At 60.1% G+C, this 19,060-nt stretch carries 16 protein-coding genes and 1 tRNA gene; 10 read left to right on the top strand and 7 right to left on the bottom strand.

The window, feature by feature from the left end:
• Nucleotides 1–10: 10 nt before the first annotated feature.
• Nucleotides 11–433 (bottom strand): DUF2946 domain-containing protein, encoded by a 423-nt coding sequence (locus ACMX25_RS05570; RefSeq protein WP_414948521.1) that lies wholly within the window; start codon nt 431–433, stop codon nt 11–13.
• 314 nt (nt 434–747) lie between these two features.
• Here ACMX25_RS05570 and ACMX25_RS05565 point away from each other — a divergent pair.
• Nucleotides 748–834, top strand: a tRNA-Leu gene (locus ACMX25_RS05565).
• An 84-nt stretch (nt 835–918) separates the two neighbouring features.
• Here ACMX25_RS05565 and clpP read toward each other — a convergent pair.
• A complete protein-coding gene (gene clpP / locus ACMX25_RS05560; protein ID WP_414948520.1) occupies nt 919–1,521 on the bottom strand; it encodes an ATP-dependent Clp endopeptidase proteolytic subunit ClpP in 603 nt (200 codons plus the stop codon).
• A 195-nt stretch (nt 1,522–1,716) separates the two neighbouring features.
• On the opposite strand from clpP, the gene ACMX25_RS05555 reads away from it, so the two are divergent.
• The 4 genes from ACMX25_RS05555 (at nt 1,717) to ACMX25_RS05540 (ending at nt 6,350) form a co-directional block, all read left to right on the top strand.
• Nucleotides 1,717–2,496: a sigma-70 family RNA polymerase sigma factor gene (locus tag ACMX25_RS05555; protein WP_414948519.1), complete on the top strand. Its 780-nt coding sequence runs from the start codon at nt 1,717–1,719 to the stop codon at nt 2,494–2,496.
• Nucleotides 2,497–2,736: 240 nt separating this feature from the next.
• Entirely contained in the window at nt 2,737–3,618 is an 882-nt protein-coding gene (locus ACMX25_RS05550; RefSeq protein WP_414948518.1) for a transglutaminase family protein, read from the top strand.
• A 28-nt stretch (nt 3,619–3,646) separates the two neighbouring features.
• Nucleotides 3,647–4,450: a transglutaminase-like domain-containing protein gene (locus ACMX25_RS05545; protein ID WP_414948517.1), complete on the top strand. Its 804-nt coding sequence runs from the start codon at nt 3,647–3,649 to the stop codon at nt 4,448–4,450.
• Nucleotides 4,451–5,456: 1,006 nt separating this feature from the next.
• Entirely contained in the window at nt 5,457–6,350 is an 894-nt protein-coding gene (locus ACMX25_RS05540) for a squalene/phytoene synthase family protein (RefSeq protein WP_414948516.1), read from the top strand.
• A gap of 460 nt (nt 6,351–6,810) precedes the next feature.
• Here the strand turns inward: ACMX25_RS05540 and ACMX25_RS05535 are convergent, their stop codons facing one another.
• From ACMX25_RS05535 to ACMX25_RS05525, 3 genes are all read right to left on the bottom strand, one after another.
• Nucleotides 6,811–8,028 carry a DUF1501 domain-containing protein gene (locus ACMX25_RS05535; RefSeq protein ID WP_414948515.1) on the bottom strand — a complete coding sequence of 406 codons (1,218 nt, stop codon included), beginning with the start codon at nt 8,026–8,028 and terminating at the stop codon, nt 6,811–6,813.
• Nucleotides 8,029–8,036: 8 nt separating this feature from the next.
• Nucleotides 8,037–9,620 (bottom strand): DUF1800 domain-containing protein, encoded by a 1,584-nt coding sequence (locus ACMX25_RS05530; RefSeq protein ID WP_414948691.1) that lies wholly within the window; start codon nt 9,618–9,620, stop codon nt 8,037–8,039.
• A gap of 199 nt (nt 9,621–9,819) precedes the next feature.
• The gene (locus tag ACMX25_RS05525) at nt 9,820–10,386 is read right to left on the bottom strand and encodes a hypothetical protein (RefSeq protein WP_414948514.1); all 567 of its coding nucleotides are present in this window, start codon (nt 10,384–10,386) and stop codon (nt 9,820–9,822) included.
• A 177-nt stretch (nt 10,387–10,563) separates the two neighbouring features.
• Between ACMX25_RS05525 and ompR the strand changes: the two genes are divergently transcribed.
• The 4 genes from ompR to ACMX25_RS05505 all read left to right on the top strand — a co-directional run bounded on the left by ompR (nt 10,564) and on the right by ACMX25_RS05505 (nt 14,109).
• Nucleotides 10,564–11,289: an osmolarity response regulator transcription factor OmpR gene (gene ompR, locus ACMX25_RS05520; RefSeq protein WP_031359745.1), complete on the top strand. Its 726-nt coding sequence runs from the start codon at nt 10,564–10,566 to the stop codon at nt 11,287–11,289.
• A 55-nt stretch (nt 11,290–11,344) separates the two neighbouring features.
• Nucleotides 11,345–12,706: an ATP-binding protein gene (locus ACMX25_RS05515; RefSeq protein WP_414948513.1), complete on the top strand. Its 1,362-nt coding sequence runs from the start codon at nt 11,345–11,347 to the stop codon at nt 12,704–12,706.
• A 225-nt stretch (nt 12,707–12,931) separates the two neighbouring features.
• Complete coding sequence (locus tag ACMX25_RS05510) at nt 12,932–13,480, top strand: peroxiredoxin (RefSeq protein WP_414948512.1); 549 nt, start codon at nt 12,932–12,934, stop codon at nt 13,478–13,480.
• Nucleotides 13,481–13,584: 104 nt separating this feature from the next.
• Nucleotides 13,585–14,109, top strand: coding sequence for a carboxymuconolactone decarboxylase family protein (locus ACMX25_RS05505; RefSeq protein ID WP_414948511.1), 525 nt, complete (start codon nt 13,585–13,587; stop codon nt 14,107–14,109).
• 82 nt (nt 14,110–14,191) lie between these two features.
• On the opposite strand, the gene ispF is transcribed toward ACMX25_RS05505, so the two are convergent.
• Together ispF and ispD are read right to left on the bottom strand one after the other, a co-directional pair.
• Entirely contained in the window at nt 14,192–14,683 is a 492-nt protein-coding gene (ispF, locus tag ACMX25_RS05500; protein WP_031359751.1) for a 2-C-methyl-D-erythritol 2,4-cyclodiphosphate synthase, read from the bottom strand.
• Between the two features lie 40 nt (nt 14,684–14,723).
• Nucleotides 14,724–15,437 carry a 2-C-methyl-D-erythritol 4-phosphate cytidylyltransferase gene (gene ispD, locus ACMX25_RS05495; protein WP_414948510.1) on the bottom strand — a complete coding sequence of 238 codons (714 nt, stop codon included), beginning with the start codon at nt 15,435–15,437 and terminating at the stop codon, nt 14,724–14,726.
• A gap of 110 nt (nt 15,438–15,547) precedes the next feature.
• Here ispD and mfd point away from each other — a divergent pair, with 110 nt between their 5' ends.
• The gene (gene mfd / locus ACMX25_RS05490) at nt 15,548–19,039 is read left to right on the top strand and encodes a transcription-repair coupling factor (protein ID WP_414948509.1); all 3,492 of its coding nucleotides are present in this window, start codon (nt 15,548–15,550) and stop codon (nt 19,037–19,039) included.
• Nucleotides 19,040–19,060: the final 21 nt, after the last annotated feature.

The following is a 19,060-nucleotide window of genomic DNA, read 5'->3' as shown; positions in this document are numbered from 1 at the left end:
CGGACGGACTTCAGGAAACGATGGGCGGCGCGCGCGGAGACGCGGCGTTGAACGACTTGACGTGAACGACTTGCGCGACCGGCGCGGCAGCGAGGCGCGTGACGCGTTCGACCCGCACCAATGCTGCAGGCGGCGCCGATGCCAGCGGCACGTTGTGCGCCAGCAAACCGCAATACGAACAGGCGTCGAACGAATCGGCGCCGGCCATGTGATGGCCGGTTTGTTCGTGGCTTTGAACCGCAGTCTGCGGCGGTGTGGAAAGCGCCGATGAAACGATTTGCGCGAGAGCATCGGCGGAACAGATCGCTGCTTGCGGATCGACACCTTGCTGACGTGACGCCAGCGTCTGGCTAATCACCGGTGCGACAATAGCCAGCCACATGGCGGCCATGCCGAGCCATGCAACGAGGCGATTGCGCGAAGTGCGATTCATCAGGATCAGGATAAGTTCAGCCGCGGACGGGCAAACGAGAATGAGAACCGATTGTAAGCACGCCGTCTGCGCGATGCAATGCGGTTCGGGGGTTTCGGGCAGCGATTGTCGATGTATTGCTTTGGTGCGCATTGGGCCGGGTTCGCAGGCACGCCGCGTGCAGATTGCACATGGAGACATCGGCCATCGATTCGGTTAGAATGCCGGGCTTGGCGCGACGCATGCACCTGCGTCGCCGGGAAATTCGCTTTCCCGAGGTTGCATCAAGCGGAGTTAGGCTCTAAGAACCCGCTTTAAACTAGCCGCACAAACGCGCGTGAGTGGCGAAATTGGTAGACGCACCAGGTTTAGGTCCTGACGGCAGCAATGTCGTGTCGGTTCGAGTCCGACCTCACGCACCAAGCTGAAAACGAAGCCTCGCAGTGAAAACTGCGAGGCTTCGTCATTTTAACCGCTGGTTTCCTGGCTGAACGAGCGGCCCCGGCTCAAGCGGCTCGCTGCGCCAGCACTTCATCGATCAGCCCATACTCCCGCGCCTCATCCGCCGACATGAAATTATCGCGGTCGGTGTCGGTGGCGACCTGCTCCACGCTCTTCCCCGTGCGCTCCGCCATGATTTCATTCAGGCGCCGGCGCGAATAGAGCACTTCTTTGGCCTGGATGGCGATATCGGCCGCCGTGCCCTGCGAGCCGCCCGAAGGCTGGTGGATCATGATGCGCGCGTTGGGCAGCGCATAACGCTTGCCCCTCGCGCCCGCCGTCAGCAGGAAGGTCCCCATGCTCGCGGCAAATCCGGTGCACAGCGTGGACACGTCCGGCCGGATGAATTGCATGGTGTCGAAGATCGCCATGCCGTCGTAGACCGAGCCTCCCGGCGAATTGATGTACAGCGCAATGTCCTTCTCGGGGTTATCTGCTTCGAGAAACAATAATTGCGCGACAACCAGGCTCGCCGTCTGGTCCGTCACCGGTCCCACCAGGAAAATGATGCGTTCGCGCAGCAGCCGCGAATAGACGTCGTAGGCGCGCTCGCCGCGTCCCGAATGCTCAATGACGGTCGGCACGAGGCCCAGGTTTTGGGGATTCATATCGTTGCGGTTCCTTTGCTTTTTGCCCGTTGTGAATGCCTTCAATCGATATGACGCGCAAGGCCGTCCGTGCGTGACGCCCGTTCACGCGATATATTTTTGCTTGGGGGCTGTCACATCCGCGTGGCGCCGGACGTCAGGCCAAGTACTTGACGGCCAATACATCGCAAACGCGCGTAATTGAGGGGAACCTGCATGACTGGTGATACGGATATCTTCGAGGCGTCGCGCGCACGGCTGTTTTCGCTCGCTTACCGGATCCTCGGCGTGCGCGCGGACGCCGAGGACGTCGTCCAGGACACGTTCGTCAAATGGCATCTGCATCAGCGCGCGGTGGCCGCCACGGGACACAACGCGCTGGACACGCCCGCCGCATGGCTCGCGACGGTCGCGAAACGGTCCGCTATCGACCGCTTGCGGCGGCTGAAACATGAAGCATCGTTGCCCGGCGATATCGACAAACTGGATGGTTTCGGTTCCTTCGACCATGCTCTGTCAGCTGAGACACTCGCGGAACGGGCATCGGATTTATCGTACGGAATGCGCCTCGTGCTCGACCGGCTGTCGGCGCAAGAACAAGTAGCATTTTTACTGCGCGAGGCGTTCGAGGCGGACTACGCGAGTATCGCGAAGATACTTAACCGGAGCGCCGCGCATTGCCGGCAAATCGTGCATCGCGCGAAAGACCGGGTGCGCGACGATCGAAAATCCATCGACGCAACGCATTCAGCGCAGGAAGATGACGCTATCGAGTCGCTACTCGATGCCATCGCGCGTCAGGATGTCAACGCGCTGGTCGCGCTGACGCTTGTTACGGCGTCGGCCGCTCCAGTGGCTCCAGTGTCCGTGACAGCGATCGCCGAGCAGCAGGCTGCCCAACTGACGCATGCGCTGATCGCGCGGCTGCGGATCGGCCGCATCGACTTGTCCTCGACTGTCGGCCGAGAACGCACCTCCCCGCTCGTCCTCGCCTAAGACCGCGGCGGCCATGCGCGGCAAAACGCCCGCGCGAGGCCGCCAGCCAAGCCGCAAACGAATTCTTTCACTTGAACCGTCTCGTGTATCCTGAAAACTGGTGTCTGGGACGTCCAGCCACCTCCATCAAGGATCCACAATGGCTTTCAGCAATCAGGCCGCGACTGTCGCGGTAGGGCCGCAGAGCACGTTGACCAGCGGCCTCCTGCCTGTTGGTTTTCGTTTAAACGGTACCGTCAAGTGAACGAGCCACAACGCTTTACCGTACGGCACACAAGCATCTACCGGTATTCGGAACCGGTCGATTTCGGCGAGCATCGAATGATGTTCCGGCCAAGGTCCAGCCACGACCTGCGCCTCGTCACCATGCAGTTGAAGATCACGCCGGAGCCGGCGCGCTTGCGCTGGCTGCACGATATCTTCGACAACTCGGTGGCCGTCGCCACGTTCGATAGCCAGGCAACGGAGCTGACATTCGAAAGTGAAGTCAAGCTCGAGCACTTCGAAACGCCGCAACCGGACTACGCGCTCGAGCGCTACGCCGCCACGTTCCCCTTTGCATACACGAACGAGGAAGCGTCGGATCTCGTCAACGCGCGCAATCGGCCGGAGCCGGATGGCGATGTCGATGCGTGGGCAAAACGCTTCGTCACGCCCGGTGAACCCATGGGCACGATGGCGCTTTTGCGCAAGATCAACCAGGCGATCAACGACGACTTCAAGTACGTCCGCCGCACGGAAAAAGGCGTGAATCGTCCCGCCGATACCCTGCGCCTGCGCACCGGCAGTTGCCGGGATTTCGCCGTGTTCATGATGGACGCGGTACGCTCGCTGGGTCTGGCCGCGCGTTTTGTCAGCGGTTATATCTTCGTGCCTGAAGTCAACCCGGTCAACGCGACGCGCGGCGGCGGCGCCACGCACGCGTGGCTGCAAATTTACCTTCCCGGTGCTGGCTGGGTCGATTTCGACCCGACCAACAGCATAATCGGCAACCGTCATCTCATCCGCGTCGCGGTTGCTTGGGACCACCATCAGGCCCTCCCGCTATGGGGAACCTGGAACGGCGAGCCCGGCTCATTCCGCAGCCTCGATGTCGAGGTCAGCGTGACCGAGAACCGCTGATGTCCTCTTCCATAGAAAGGCCACTCTCATGAAACTCCGCGTTGGTTACGAGCTGGTCTACGAGTGTCAACAACCGACACCCATGCTTCTCATGCTGAACACGCATTTCTCGTTTGCTCCCCAGGTCTTGCTCGCCGATCTGCTTGTCGTTGATCCGCCCGTGCCGATCTCGCAGTATCGCGATGGCTTCGGCAACCTGTGCAGCCGGATCGTTGCGCCCGGAGGCCAGATCGCATTGTCGACGTCGGCGTTGCTTGAAGTGGCGTCCGAATTTGAAAAGCCCGGGCCGGATGGCGAGCAGCATCCCGTTGAAAACCTGCCGAACGAATGCCTTGTGTTCCTGCTCGGTAGCCGGTATTGCGAAACGGACCTGCTGTCAGAGTTCGCGTGGAAAACCTTCGGCAATACGCCGCTGGGACGCCCGCGCGTGCAGGCCATTTGTGATTTCGTGCATAACCATATTGTGTTCAATTACGCACACGCACGCCCGACCAAGACGGCGTGGGAAGCGTTTAACGAGCGTCAGGGCGTATGCCGCGACTTCGCGCATCTGGCCGTCACGTTGTGTCGCGCGATGAATATTCCGGCGCGCTACTGCACGGGGTATATCAGCGACGCCGGCATGCCGCCGCCATACACCACCATGGATTTCGCGGCGTGGTTCGAGGCTTTTATCGGCGGAAACTGGCAGACATTCGATGCCCGCAACAACGTGCCGCGAATTGGCCGTGTGTTGATGGCGCGAGGCCGCGATGCCGCCGATGTCGCTATCAGCAATACCTTCGGTCCCACCAAGCTGCTCAAATTCGATGTAGTCTGCGAGGCGGAGTAGTGAGCCCGTTTAGTTTGGATATCTAATGGGTGCACGGGTTTTGGCGTTAGCGGTCTGGTTCTTTGCCGGGTTGCTGCTTTCCAGGTCTTTGCGGGTTCGGTGTTAGCGGATTTCTTTATCACTATTAGCCACTGCGCGTGGCGGCGCGTCATTTCTTGGTCCTTAGCGACAAAGAAACGAAGCAAAGAAAACGCTTTCACCGCTCTACCCTAAGTGTCCACAGCGTGCAGTTCCATTTCATGGGTGCCCCAAAAGCACGGTGCTCGCCAGAGCTTAGGATGTGTGAAACCCTCCTTCTCGCGAATCCTGACAGTAAAACGCTTCGCCCCGTACGCTCTCGGGCAAGCACCCGTGTTCCACGGACCGGCACGGCCTCACGCGCTTTTGAGACTCCGTTTCTTGGTGGGCTGGCGACGTGGTTCGTCAAGCGTATTAATTTGGTGGATGGTTCACGCGGATAGCGCGGGGTGTTCCTTAGCCAGGTTCAGTCACTGGTGGCGAAGCGTGGGGTATCCGTGTTCGGAGAAAGAGGGGTTCACACATTCGTGGCTCTGGCGAGCACCGTGCTTTTCGGGTACCAATGAATAAAAACTGCACGCTGTGGACACTTAATTTTTAGAGAGTTGAAAGCGTTTTCTTTGCTTCGTTTCTTTGTCGCTTTGGACAAAGAAATGACGCGCCGCCACGCGCAGTGGCTAATAGTGATAAAGAAATCAGCCAACATAAAACGCGCAAAAACCTAAAAAGCAGCAACCCGGCAATGAACCAGACCGCTAACGCCAGAACCTAGCACCCCGGCATTGACCCCAACCGCCATCGCGCGGTGAGGAACGGGTTGATGTCACCGCGTGGGCAGCACCCGTTCCGGGCCGTCTTGCAGCACATTCGCATCCGGGGGATAATTCGCGCTGAATATTGCGGGCGGTGAAGTAGATTTCACCGCTCCGAAAAAGACTCCTCAGTTACCTGTCCAGTCTCCAGAACACGCGCGAGCCATTGAGTTTCAATGGCTTTTTTTCTGGCCCGGACCGATCGGCTTACGCCGTCATCACCTTCCATTGCCGTGAATTTCGACGACTACTGCCAGCAAAAAGCCGCACCCGATGGCTCCAGCACGTACTACGCCCTGCGTCGTGCGCCCTTGGCCAGCCGGCCGCTCCTGACCGCGTTTTACGCATTGCGCCGGGAGCTGGAGGACACCGTCAAGGAAACGAGCGATCCGACCATTGGCCGCACCAAACACGCTTGGTGGCAAAAGGAATTGGCCAGCCTGTTCGGCGGCGAACCCGCGCATCCGGTGACGAAGGCGATCGCTGCACATCAGGCGAATACGCCGGTTCTCGACGAGCAAGGACGGGCATCAATCAACAATATGGCCGATGGTTTCAGCATGGACCTCGATCAGGCGCGATATCTCGACTGGACGGGTTTGCGGCGCTATCTGGATAACGTCGGTGGCGAGTTTGCGTTAATCATCGCGCGGGCGAGTGCGCACCGTCCCGACGACGCACCGGGCTGGGCTAACTCGCTTGGCACTGCACTGATGCTCGCGGAACGCATCGCCGAAATGGGTGACGATGCGCGTCATGGGCGCATTTATATTCCTATCGACGAGATGCAGCGCTTTAATGTTACGGCCGCAGATCTCATCAATCGCAAATACAGCGATGCGTTTAATGAGCTCATGCGCTTTCAAACTAACCGTGCAAGGGAAGCGCTTAAGCAGTCTCTGGCCGCAATCCCTCCAGACGAGCGCGCCGCGCAGCGCGTTCTGCGTACGCAAGCGGCTTTATCACTAGCTCTGCTCGACGAGATTGAACGCGAAAATTTTCAGGTGCTTCATCAAAGGATTGCGCTTACGCCTATTCGCAAGCTTTGGATTAGTTGGCGGATCAGGTAGGGGTTGCTCGCGTCGGTGGACGGTTTTTTGGGGGTTGCGGGCTTGGGATTTTGGTCAGGGTCAGTGCCGGGTTGCCAGGTTTTTGTGTTAGCGGTCGGGGTCAGTGCCGGGTTGTTGCTGTCTAGGTCTTTGCGCGTTTAGTGTTAGCTGATTTCTTTTGCGCTATTAGCCACTGCGCGTGGCGGCGCGTCATTTCTTGGTCCTTAGCGACAAAGAAACGAAGCAAAGAAAACGCTTTCACCGCTCTACCCTAAGTGTCCACAGCGTGCAGTTCCATTTCATGGGTGCCCCAAAAGCACGGTGCTCGCCAGAGCCACGGATGTGTGAACCCCTCTTTCTCCGAACACGGATACCCCACGCTTCGCCACCAGTGATTGAACCTGCCCAAGGTGCACCCCGCGCTATCCGCGGATAACCGACCAAGGAACGAAGCCACGAACTTGGCAAGCCGCCGCGCGGTCTACGCCCGCAGCAACGGCAGCGTCTCGAACTTCTGGCCCAGCACTGCACTAGAATTCATTCCCCACCACGGTCCCAGCACAGTCGCGTACATCTGACGGAAGTCCACGCCAACCGGCAAATTGCCATTCCCATCCAATCTTCCCAATTCCGGCGCCGCTCCATGTAGCCCACCATTCACGCGGCCGCCCATCACGAAATGCGGCGCGACCGTGCCGTGATCCGTCCCATTGCTCTGGTTCTCTCGCGGCCGCCGCCCAAACTCAGCATAGGTCATGATCAGCGTCTCGTTCCATCGGCCCAGTTCAACTAGCGCCGAGCGCATCGCCACCATTCCCTCCGATAAGTGCTTCAGCAACGCCGCCTGCTGTCCCGGCTGGTTCTGATGCGTATCGAAACCATTAAGCGTCAAGCGGATCACCGCAACACCCTGCCCGCTTTGCGGCACGCCGGCGGAGGTATCGGTTGCGGCCAACACTTGCATCGCGGTCTTGATCGACGTCCCAAATGCACCGCCCGGAAATTGCGTCTTGAGCGCGAACTGACCAGCCCGCGGACGCAGCCGGTCAGCCGCCTTCACGATCTCGTTTTCTACATCCAAGATATGCGCGAGCGCAGGATTGCGTTCCTTCAACGATACCGGCGTCGCAAGCCGCGCCTGCTTCTCGAACTGCGCAGGATTCACGAGCGCGACCGCGCGCGCGCCGTTCGCAAGCGGCCCCATTTCCGCGCTGCCGATCACCACGGCATCAGCAGCAAATCCGGTCGGCACGGGTTGCGCACGGAATGTGCGCGTGAGCCAGCCCTCATGCAGATATTGATCGGAACGCGAACCGGTATCCCAGATCTCAATCGATCGAAAATGCGAGAGATTCGGTTGCGGATAACTCACGCCCTGCACGATCGCAAGTTGCCGGTCTTTCCAGAGCGGCATCAATGGCTGCATCGCCGGATGAAAACCCGTGCGCTCGTCAAGCTGGATGACCTGTTCTCGCTTGATGCCAATCCCCGGACGCAACGTGGCGTAAGCGGGGTCGGCGAATGGGATCACGGTGTTCAGGCCGTCGTTGCCGCCCTTCAGTTCGACCAGGATCAGCACATTGCCATAGCCGGTCGAACGCATCTCGACCGGAAGCGGGCCTGCAGCGGCAAATGCCGACGGCGCCAACGCAAAGGCGCCGGCTGCGCCGGTCATCGAAAGGAAATCGCGTCGGTTCATGAGGTCGCCTATTTCAACTGGTACGCAGGGTCCATCAGCAAAGCGCGCAAATAAGCACTGCTGGTGACATCAGGCTCTATGGCGTCCGCCGGAGAAACCGCCAGCACCGCGCGCTGCATTTGCAATTGCGTCGACAAGTCCGGGCGCGCGTCAGGCGTCGTGTTGTATCGCGCGAGCCATGCGTCGAGATCGAAACGCAAGCCCGGATGAGACCTTTGCATCGATGCGGGTTTCATCGCGGCGGTGGTCATCATGCTTTGCGTCTTGTCAGCCACTGAGTCCAGCTTCGCGCTCGTCTTCGCATTGGCCGCCGCCGGGCGCATGCCATGTGCTTCGGTCGCCCGGAACAACTGTTCGATGAACTGCTTGCGCGCGAGCAACGTGGAGCTGTTAATCCAGTTTTCGCCGCCGGGCCAGCCCTTCACGTTCGGCGGATAAAAGAGGTTCTCGCCGAAATTGCGCACCTGGGCACCAAGCGCGGTTGCGTCCTGATCGGCATAACCTATATCGAACTCGCGCACAGCGCCAACCACGAATTCCGCAGGCGACTTGACCAGCACGCCGCGGTTGCGCTCATCCCAGAACGCCTCCGATAAAAACAGTCCCCGCAACGCAGTCTTGATGTCGTAACGCGACGCGCGAAAACGATCGGCGATCGGTGCGATCTGAGCCGGGTCCGGCGTCTCTGAGATGAACTCGCGCCACAATTCGGTCGTGATGAACGTCGCCGTTCCGGGTTGCGCGAGGAGGATGTCGAGAACCTGATCGCCATCGAAATTGCCCATCTGACCGAGGACGGTCTTGTCGCCGTCATCGTGGATTTTCGGATTGAATTGATAAGCGAGCGTATTCGGATCGAGCGCCCAGCCGGTGTAGGACCGCGCGGCTTCGGTCACGTCACGCTGCGAATAATGGCCTTCGCCGAGCGTGAACAACTCCATGACCTCGCGCGCAAAGTTCTCGTTCGGGCGGCCTTTGCGGCTGCCGGCAACATCGAGATATTGCAGCATGGCCGGATCTTTCGACACCGCATGCAGCAAGTCGCCGAAATTGCCGAGCGCGTCGCGACGCAACAACGCGTTCTGCCGGAACATAAGCTGCGGATAGTGAACCTTGTCTTCACCCGACGGGAAGTGATCGTGCCAGAAGAGCGTCATGCGCTCGGTGAGCGGCGAACGCGTAGTCACCATTTCGCGTATCCACCAGCCGCGCAAATCATCGTAGCGACGGCTTTGTTCGCGCTGGTCATCGCGCCGCTCGTCCTGCGTCCAGGCACGGCGCACTACAACCGATGGAATCGGCTCCGTGACCCACGCTGGCGGTGGTACCGAAGCTTCCGCACGAGCGCCCGCAAGCAACCCATTAACAGCCTGCTCGCGGGTCATTCCAATCAACGGGGCAACCTCGGCGGCGTCTGCTTCGAAGCCTGTTCGAGTAAGCAGGAAGCGGGCGTCGGTGGCATCGAGCGGATCGGCATCGACTGCCGTGGTTTCCGTCCTATGTACGTTGCGCACGCGGCGCGGCGTGTTGTTTTGCGCTGCCTGAGCCGTCAGCGCGCTGGTGAGCATCAAACACAACGCGATAACCAGCATGACGATACGCACGCCACGCTCGCGCCGATCCGAAGCGCGTGCGATGTGGACATCGGTAAACCTGAAGGGGTGTATCAAGGAGCGAGTCCGGTGGCCGTGCTATCTCAATCAACGGCGCGCTGTCGGCGCCCGTTGACCGCCGGCGCCACTTCGGCATCCGGCTCCGCGGACCCGCAAAGGCCGCGCCATTGCACAGGCCTTATCTCTTGTAAAGATCCCTGACCGCTTCTTCAATATGCTGGCGCAGCAGCCGCCGTTCATCAGCGGTCATCACGCCATGCCGCGGAGGCCGCTCGGGCGGTTGCGGATCGCTTGGCGGCGGGGCCATGGCCGGCATGGACAGTTGCGGGTCGCGATTCCCATTAGCCGGCTTTTGCATCCGATGTTGCGCGCGCATGAAGCGGCCATCGAAGCGTTTCCGGGTCTGTTGCGAATTGAAATCCGCACTCTCGACCTCTGGATTCGAATACCGGGAAGAAGCTGGCGACGAAGATGATGAAGACGACGACATCGACGAATCAGGACGATCGAACGCGGACGAACTGCGATTGGTAGATGAAGAGGGTTGCGCCAGAGCGGTACGCGCGGCAAACACGGCGTAAAACGCGCTAGCGATTAGCGTTAGTCGGATGATGCGCTTGGTGCGCACAGGTATGCGCCGCCGCGCTCCCTTCATGTTGTTCCCTTCGTTGCTCGACAACCGGACAGTCTCAGGCTCTTTGGCGTGCTTGCGTGTCATGCCAGTATTGACGGTTAATGCCGCCATGATACTGACGCGCAATCGTTGTACTAATGGAGTATCCACCGAATGACGGGCTTGGGTAAAGGAGTGTACGCATAGAACCTTTATGTCGTGCCACACTCGCCGTAAATTTTGTAACTATCTGTTACCTTAGAAAAGGAGCAAACTAGGCTCTCTTTCTAATCGCGCTAAGATGCGGGCATGGAAACCAAAAATCCCTCAAAAATACTCGTAGTCGACGACGACCCCCGTTTGCGCGATCTCCTGCGACGTTATCTCGGCGAACAGGGCTTCAACGTCTATGTCGCTGAAAATGCGCCGTCGATGAACAAGCTCTGGGTTCGCGAACGTTTCGACCTGCTCGTGCTCGACCTGATGTTGCCAGGGGAAGACGGACTCTCGATCTGCCGTCGCCTGCGTGGCAGCAACGACCGCACGCCTATCATCATGCTCACCGCGAAAGGCGAGGACGTCGACCGCATCGTGGGCCTGGAAATGGGCGCGGACGACTATTTGCCAAAGCCGTTCAACCCGCGCGAACTCGTCGCGCGGATTCACGCCGTGCTGCGTCGCCAGTCGCCGTCGGAACTGCCGGGTGCGCCGTCCGAAACCACCGAAGTCTTTGAGTTCGGCGAATTTGCGTTGAATCTCGCCACGCGGACGCTGACCAAGAACGGCCAGGAAATCCCGCTGACCACCGGCGAATTCTCGGTATTGAAGGTATTTGCGCGGCATCCGCGTGCCCCGCTGTCGCGTGAAAAACTGATGGAACTGGCGCGCGGCCGTGAGTACGAAGTTTTCGACCGCAGCCTCGATGTACAGATCTCAAGACTGCGCAAGCTGATCGAGCCGGACCCGAGCAGCCCCCGTTTTATCCAGACGGTGTGGGGTCTCGGTTATGTCTTTATCCCCGACGGCGCAGCCTGATTGAGTTCTGACCAACGCGCCCCGTGCGCGCCACCAGCAAGAGCATCAGCACACCATGCGGATTGACAGGCGGCTACTGACGCTCGCGTTCGGCGGCCTGTTCTGGCGGACCTTCGCCTTGATCGCGCTGCTGATTGCGGTCAGCATCGCCGCATGGTTCCAGAGCTTCCGCGTGATCGAACGCGAACCGCGCGCACAGCGCGTGGCGCTGCAACTCGTCGCGGTCGTCAAGCTCACCCGCACCGCCCTCCTTTATTCCGATCCCGACCTGCGCCGCGCGTTGCTGCAGGATCTGGAGAGCAACGAAGGCGTGCGCGTGTATCCGCGCGAAACCACCGATAAATATCGCCTGCAGCCCGACGAGTCGCTGAACCGGCTGATCGAGCACGACGTGCGCGGCCGGCTCGGCAACGACACGGTCATCGCGCAATCGGTCAACGATATCCCGGGTGTCTGGATCAGCTTCAAGATCGACGACGACGATTACTGGGTGGCGCTCGATCGCGATCAGCTCGATAACGTCACTGGTCTGCAATGGGCCGGCTGGGGTGTCTTTGCGCTCGCGCTGTCGCTATTCGGCGCGGCGTTCATTACCAGTTTGGTGAACCGGCCGTTCGCGCGGCTGGCGCTCGCGGCGCGCAGGGTCGGCTCAGGGCAATCGCCTGAGCCGCTGCCCGAGCGCGGCATGGGCGTGGCCGCCGAAACCAATCGCAGTTTCAACCAGATGGTGCAGGACCTCGAGCAGCTCGACGCCGACCGTGCGCTGATGCTGGCCGGCATCTCGCACGACTTGCGCACGCCGCTTGCGCGCTTGCGGCTCGAAACCGAAATGAGTCCTTCCGATGAAGCGACGAAACTTGCGATGGTCGATGACATCGAACAGATGGACATGATCATCGGGCGCTTCCTCGACTACGCCCGGCCGATGCAGCGCATGGCCGAAGCGGTGGATCTCTCGCTGATCGGCGGGGAAATGGCCGCGCGTTTCTACGCGGAAGACGGCGTGCTGATGAAGACCGACCTGGCTCAGGGCGCGATCGTTGAAGGCGATCCCACCGACGTACGGCGCGTGATCGGCAATTTGCTGGAAAACGCGCGCAAGTACGGGCGCAGCGCCGTGGACGATATCGCGAGGATCACGCTGCAAACGCGGGTCAACCACGGACGCGTGGAGTTGTCGGTACTGGATGAAGGGCGCGGCATTCCCGAAGATCAGGTCGCGCTGATTACCCGGCCGTTTTACCGGGTGGACACTGCGCGCACGCAAGCGAACGGCACTGGTCTCGGCATGGCGATCGTGCAGCGCCTCGTCACGCGGCAGCGCGGTACCTTGCGCTTGCGCAACCGCCATCCGCAGGCGGGGTTCGAGGTGACCATCGACTTCCCGGCGATGGAAAAGCGCAGCAGCTTCCGCTAGGCCACGCATCAGCCGATCGTTTCAAGAAAACGCTATCGGTCCATTCGTAAAAAGCTATCCGGTGCATTAGTCAAAATCTATTGAAATAGATAGCTAATAGAGTTATCATGAAAGTCGCTCAACGCAGCCATCAGCTTCACGAACAAGTTTGATCCTGCGTCATGTGAGCGTTACAGCGATCAGTTAGTCTTGATTTCCTCTTCCAACGAACACAGGAGTATTCATATGAAGACCGTGGGCGACAAAGTTGAAGCGTTTACCGTTACTGCTGCTAAGCCGGGTTTTAATAATCACGAAGAAAATGGCGTGTCGGCGTTCGAAGACATCACCGAACAGTCGTTTCCTGGCAAGTGGAAGATCCTGTACTTCTACCCGAAGGATTTCACGTTCGTTTGCCCGACGGAAATCGTCGAATTCGGCAAGCTGAACAGCGATTTCGCCGATCGCGATGCAGTGTTGCTCGGCGGCAGCGTGGACAACGAATTCGTGAAACTGGCATGGCGCCGGGAACACAAGGACCTGAGCAAGCTGAACCACTATTCGTTCGGCGACGTGAAGGGCGAGCTGATCGACCAGCTCGGCATCCGCGACAAGGAAGCTGGCGTGGCGCTGCGCGCAACGTTCGTTATCGATCCGGATAATGTGATTCAGCACGTTTCGGTGAACAACCTGAACGTCGGCCGTAATCCGGAAGAAATCCTGCGTATTCTCGACGGCCTGCAAACGGACGAACTGTGCCCGTGCAATCGCGCGGTCGGCGGTTCGACGCTGTAAGTTGTATTGGCGAAAGCCCGATGGCTTTCGCCCTGGCCCGTCAGCGTTCCGAGTCAAGCTCGAACCGGCGGGCTTTTTTATCGATTACTAGATAGGAGAAATTTATGGAATTCCTCGCATCGATTAAAGAACTCATTCCCGATTATGCAAAAGACATCCGCTTGAACGTGGATGGCACGATTGCGCGTTCATCGCTGGAAGGCAATGACGCGGTCGGCGTCGCGCTGGCGGCCGCGTTTGCAGCAAAGGCGTCGAAGATTGTCGCGATCATCCGCGCGTCAGGCGTGTTGTCGGCCGAGGAAACGAATGGCGCGTTGACCGCAGCCGCGTTGATGGGCATGAACAACGTGTGGTATCCGTACCTGGAAATGGCCGATAACGCCGATCTGAAGACGCAGCCCGCAGCACTTCGCATGAACGCATACGCAACGCATGGCGGCGTCGATAAACGTCGCTTCGAGATGTACGCGCTGGCGGCATCGATTGTTGGCAAGTGCCACTTTTGCGTGAAGTCGCACTATGAAAACCTCGTTGGCGAGGGCATGAGCACGACGCAATTGCGCGATGTAGGCCGGATCGCCGCTGTGATCAACGCTGCTCAGCTGGCAATCACCGCTGAAGGCAACTAAACGGTAGAAGGGTCGAGCTTGCGACTAAAGAAACGCCACGTTTAGTTAAACGTGGCGTTTTGCTTTTCAGGCGCGTGAAAACTCAGGCGTCGATACCCGTGCGCATCAGCAGCACGGCCGCTTGCGCTTCGATGCCCTCTTTGCGCCCCAAATACCCCAGCTTCTCGTTCGTCTTGGCTTTCACGTTTACCCGAGTCAGCGGCAGTTCGAGATCCTCGGCAATATTCGCCCGGATCGCCTCGATAAACGGTGCAAGCTTCGGGGCCTGCGCAATCACCGTGGAATCGACATTCATGATCGCGAAGCCGGCTTCCGAGACTCGCGAAAAGGCTTCGCGCAGCAGCACCCGGCTATCCGCGCCGGCGAAGTCCGCGTCTGTATCGGGAAAATGCCGGCCGATATCGCCCATGGCAGCAGCGCCGAACAGCGCATCTGTAATTGCGTGCAGCAGCACGTCAGCGTCCGAATGACCCAACAGCCCGCGCTCGTAGGGAATAGTGACCCCACCGATGATGAGCGGCCGGCCTTCGACCAGTTGGTGAACGTCGTAGCCTTGTCCGATTCTGAAATCCATCGATAGTCCTAGAAAGTAAAGGGCAAATCAAATTGCTGCGTCAAGCGCCGCCGAGCATAGCGGACGCCAGCGCGAAATCTTCCGGATACGTCACCTTGAAATTGCGCAGGCTTCCCTGAATCAGCCGCGGCGCGTGCCCGAGCCATTCGATGGCGCTGGCTTCGTCGGTGAGATCGTGGCCGTCCTGCTGCGCTCGCGTGATTGCATCGCGCAACATGCCCAGGCGGAACATCTGCGGCGTCTGTGCCTGCCACAAGCCGTTGCGCGACTCCGTGCGGGCGATGCGCCCTTCTGTGTGCGCTACCCCCTCGGCTTCGATCCGCTTGAGCGTGTCAGCCACCGGCAGCGCCAGAATTCCGCCAACCGGGTCGCTCTTCAACTCGCTCACCAGTCTGCGGATCATCTCCGGCGTGAGCCCGGGGCGCGCCGCGTCGTGCACGAGCACCCAGTCGTCGTCGCGTGCGCCGAAACCGGTCAGCGCGGCGAGCCCGTTGAACACCGACGCTTGCCGCGTCGCGCCGCCGCAGCGTTGCACGGCGAAGCGCAAGCCGGCGAAACGGCGGTCATCGAAATGATGATCGCCCGGTGCCAGCACGACCAGCGTCTGGGCAAATTCGGAACAGGCGTCGAAGGCGGCGAGCGAATAACGCAGCATCGGATGGCGACCGATAGTCTGGTATTGCTTCGGCATCGGTGCACCGGAGCGGCTGCCGGAACCGGCGCACGGAATGAGGGCGAACAGGCGGGAAGTCACGAGTTGAAAACGCCCAAGTCAAAAGTGAAGCCCGGATTTTATAATAGGACCATCGCGACCATGCCGGTCCCGCGTGCACTTTCGCACGCGAACGGTTCCCCGCACTCTTTATGCCTTCAAAAGCCGTCAGTTTGCAGTCAACGTCCCCTATCGCGCTCGTCAAAGCTGGTCAGCGCTTTGCCTTCGATGGCGCCACCGGTTCCTCCGACGCCCTCGCCCTGGCACGCTACCACCTGGCTTTTCGCGAAAAAGTCCCGTTATTGGTCGTCATGTGTGCGAGCGCTGTTGATTCGCAGCGTCTCGCGGTCGAAATTCCGTTTTTCGCGCCCGATGCCCGCGTGCGACTTTTGCCCGACTGGGAAACGTTGCCCTACGACACGTTTTCGCCCCATCAGGACCTTGTTTCGGCACGGTTGGCGACGTTACACGATCTGGGTGAAGGCCGCTGCGACATCCTGCTGGTGCCCGCGACGACGGCGCTGTATCGGATGCCGCCGGCATCATTTCTGGCTGCGTACACGTTTTCATTCACGCAGGGCGAGCGGCTGAACGAGGCGAAACTGAAGAGCCAGTTGACGCTCGCCGGCTACGAACACGTGAGCCAGGTCGTGCGTCCCGGCGAATATTGCGTGCGTGGTTCGCTGCTCGACCTGTATCCGATGGGCTCGCCGCTGCCGTATCGGATCGATTTGTTCGACGATCAGGTCGATTCCATCCGTGCCTTCGATCCCGATACGCAGCGGAGCTTGTATCCGGTTCGCGACGTGCGCTTGCTCCCGGGCCGCGAATTTCCCTTCGATGAACCCGCGCGCACTGCGTTCCGCAGCCGTTGGCGCGAGGTGTTCGAGGGCGATCCAAGCCGCTCATCGATATACAAAGACATCGGCAATGGCGTGCCGGCGGCGGGCATCGAGTATTACCTGCCGTTGTTCTTCGACGAAACCGCCACGCTGTTCCATTACTTGCCGCAAGACGCGCAACTGGCGTTCGTCGGCGACATGGACGCGGCCATCAAGCGCTTCACGAACGACACGCGGCAGCGCTACAACTTCTTGTCGCACGACCGCGAGCGGCCGCTGCTCGAACCGCAGCGCCTGTTTCTGAGCGACGACGATTTTTTCTCGTTCGCCAAACCGTTCGCGCAGATCAAGTTCCCGGCCACGCCCGAAGGCGGCTGGGCGGTGCCGTTGCCGGGTCTCGCGATCGACCGTCACGCCGAGGAACCGTTGCTCGCGCTGCGTCATTACTTGGAACAGACGCCGAATCGCGTGTTGTTCGCGACTGAATCCGCCGGCCGCCGCGAGACGATCCAGCAACTGCTCTCCGATAACGGCCTGCGCGCATCGCTCGACGATACCTTCCAGGATTGGCTCACCGGCGACAACAAATTCTCGCTGGGCGTCGCACCGCTCGCGAACGGATTTGCGCTGCCCGGCGAAGGCATCTCGATCATCACGGAGACCGAGCTGTACGGCCAGCTCACGCGCCGCGCGGGACGGCGCCGGCAGGAGCAGGCGAGCAACGTCGACTCAATGGTGCGCGACCTCTCGGAGCTGAAGATCGGCGATCCGGTCGTGCATACGCAGCATGGTATTGGGCGCTATATGGGCCTGGTATCGATGGATCTGGGCGAAGGCGAAACCGAATTCCTGCATCTCGAATACCAGAACGAAAGCAAGCTGTACGTGCCGGTTGCCCAGTTGCACGTGATCTCGCGCTACAGCGGCGCGGATCCGGAAAGCGCGCCGTTGCACGCGCTCGGTTCCGGCCAGTGGGACAAAGCGAAGCGCAAGGCCGCGCAGCAAATCCGCGACACCGCCGCCGAACTGCTCAATCTTTACGCACGCCGCGCGCTGCGCGAGGGTCATTCGTTCCCGCTCGAAGCGCGCGATTACGCGAAGTTCGCGGAGAGTTTCGGCTTCGAGGAAACGCCCGACCAGGCCGCGGCAATTACGGCCGTGATAGGCGACATGACGAGCGGCAAGCCGATGGACCGGCTGGTTTGCGGCGACGTCGGCTTCGGCAAGACGGAAGTGGCGCTGCGGGCGGCGTTTATCGCGGTGATGGGCGGCAAGCAAGTGGCCATTCTGTCGCCGACCACGCTGCTCGCCGAACAGCACACGAACACGTTCAGCGACCGGTTCTCCGACTGGCCGGTGAAGATTGCCGAGTTGTCGCGCTTCAAGAGCACGAAGGAAGTCAGCGCGTCAATTCAGGCGATCAATGAAGGCACGATCGATATCGTTATCGGCACGCACAAGCTGCTGTCTACCGATGTCGTGTTCAAGCGGCTCGGGCTGGTGATCATCGACGAGGAGCATCGGTTTGGCGTGCGTCAGAAGGAAGCGTTGAAGGCGCTGCGCGCGGAAGTCGATGTGCTCACGCTCACCGCTACGCCTATTCCACGTACGCTCGGCATGGCGCTGGAAGGACTGCGCGACTTCTCTATCATCGCGACCGCGCCGCAAAAGCGCCTGGCGATCAAGACCTTCGTTCGACGCGAAGAAGACGGCGTGATCCGCGAGGCGATGCTGCGCGAACTCAAGCGCGGCGGCCAGGTTTATTTCCTGCACAACGAAGTCGAAACGATTGAAAACCGGCGTACGATGCTCGAAAAACTCGTGCCCGAAGCGCGCATTGCGGTCGCGCACGGGCAAATGCACGAGCGCGAACTCGAACGCGTGATGCGCGATTTCGTTGGCCAGCGCGCGAACGTGCTGCTGTGCACGACGATTATCGAAACGGGGATCGACGTGCCGAGCGCAAACACAATCCTCATCCATCGCGCCGATAAATTCGGCCTCGCGCAGTTGCATCAATTGCGTGGGCGCGTTGGGCGATCGCACCATCAGGCTTACGCGTATTTGCTGGTTCACGATCCGGCCGCGCTGACCAAGCAGGCGCAGCGTCGGCTGGAGGCCATCCAGCAGATGGAAGAGCTCGGTTCAGGCTTCTATCTTGCGATGCACGACCTGGAAATTCGCGGCACGGGCGAAGTGCTCGGCGATAAACAATCGGGCGAAATCCACGAGATCGGCTTCCAGCTTTACACGGACATGCTCAACGACGCCGTGCGAGCGTTGAAGGAAGGCCGCGAGCCCGACCTGAACTCGCCGCTCGCCGCCACGACCGAGATCAACTTGCACGCGCCGGCCATCCTTCCCGCCGATTATTGCGGCGATGTGCAGGAACGTTTGTCGCTGTATAAACGCATGGCGAACTGCGAGACGAGCGATGCCATCGACAGCATTCTTGAAGAGCTGATCGACCGTTTTGGGAAGTTGCCGCCGCAGGCGAGCGCGCTGGTCGAGACGCATAAGCTGCGTCTCGCGGCCAAGCCGCTGGGCATTATCAAGATCGACGCGGCCGAGCACGCAATTGCATTGCAGTTCATTCCGAACCCGCCCATCGATGCAATGAAGATCATCGAGATGGTGCAGAAGAACAAGCACGTCAAGCTCGCAGGGCAAGACAAGCTGCGCATAGAAGTGCGCAGTCCGGATCTTGCTGTGCGGATTTCGACGGTCAAGGAAACGCTGCGCGCGCTGGGCGCGCCGGTGCGTCAGCAGAAACCCGCGATTGCGTCGTTGCCGTCGCGCTGAACCATGCACATCCGCGCACTG

Source organism: Caballeronia eucalypticola (genome assembly GCF_047608185.1).
Classification (GTDB): Bacteria; Pseudomonadota; Gammaproteobacteria; order Burkholderiales; family Burkholderiaceae; genus Caballeronia.
The sequence above is the reverse complement of the archived record's forward strand: the minus strand, read 5'-3'. Positions and strand labels throughout refer to the sequence as shown.

Coding starts and splice junctions, on each gene's coding strand:
- ACMX25_RS05570 (WP_414948521.1), bottom strand. CDS start 433: ATGAATCGCACTTCGCGCAATCGCCTCGTTGCATGGCTCGGCATGGCC.
- clpP (WP_414948520.1), bottom strand. CDS start 1,521: ATGAATCCCCAAAACCTGGGCCTCGTGCCGACCGTCATTGAGCATTCG.
- ACMX25_RS05555 (WP_414948519.1), top strand. CDS start 1,717: ATGACTGGTGATACGGATATCTTCGAGGCGTCGCGCGCACGGCTGTTT.
- ACMX25_RS05545 (WP_414948517.1), top strand. CDS start 3,647: ATGAAACTCCGCGTTGGTTACGAGCTGGTCTACGAGTGTCAACAACCG.
- ACMX25_RS05540 (WP_414948516.1), top strand. CDS start 5,457: ATGGCTTTTTTTCTGGCCCGGACCGATCGGCTTACGCCGTCATCACCT.
- ACMX25_RS05535 (WP_414948515.1), bottom strand. CDS start 8,028: ATGAACCGACGCGATTTCCTTTCGATGACCGGCGCAGCCGGCGCCTTT.
- ACMX25_RS05530 (WP_414948691.1), bottom strand. CDS start 9,620: ATGCTGGTTATCGCGTTGTGTTTGATGCTCACCAGCGCGCTGACGGCT.
- ACMX25_RS05525 (WP_414948514.1), bottom strand. CDS start 10,386: ATGGCGGCATTAACCGTCAATACTGGCATGACACGCAAGCACGCCAAA.
- ompR (WP_031359745.1), top strand. CDS start 10,564: ATGGAAACCAAAAATCCCTCAAAAATACTCGTAGTCGACGACGACCCC.
- ACMX25_RS05515 (WP_414948513.1), top strand. CDS start 11,345: ATGCGGATTGACAGGCGGCTACTGACGCTCGCGTTCGGCGGCCTGTTC.
- ACMX25_RS05510 (WP_414948512.1), top strand. CDS start 12,932: ATGAAGACCGTGGGCGACAAAGTTGAAGCGTTTACCGTTACTGCTGCT.
- ACMX25_RS05505 (WP_414948511.1), top strand. CDS start 13,585: ATGGAATTCCTCGCATCGATTAAAGAACTCATTCCCGATTATGCAAAA.
- ispF (WP_031359751.1), bottom strand. CDS start 14,683: ATGGATTTCAGAATCGGACAAGGCTACGACGTTCACCAACTGGTCGAA.
- mfd (WP_414948509.1), top strand. CDS start 15,548: ATGCCTTCAAAAGCCGTCAGTTTGCAGTCAACGTCCCCTATCGCGCTC.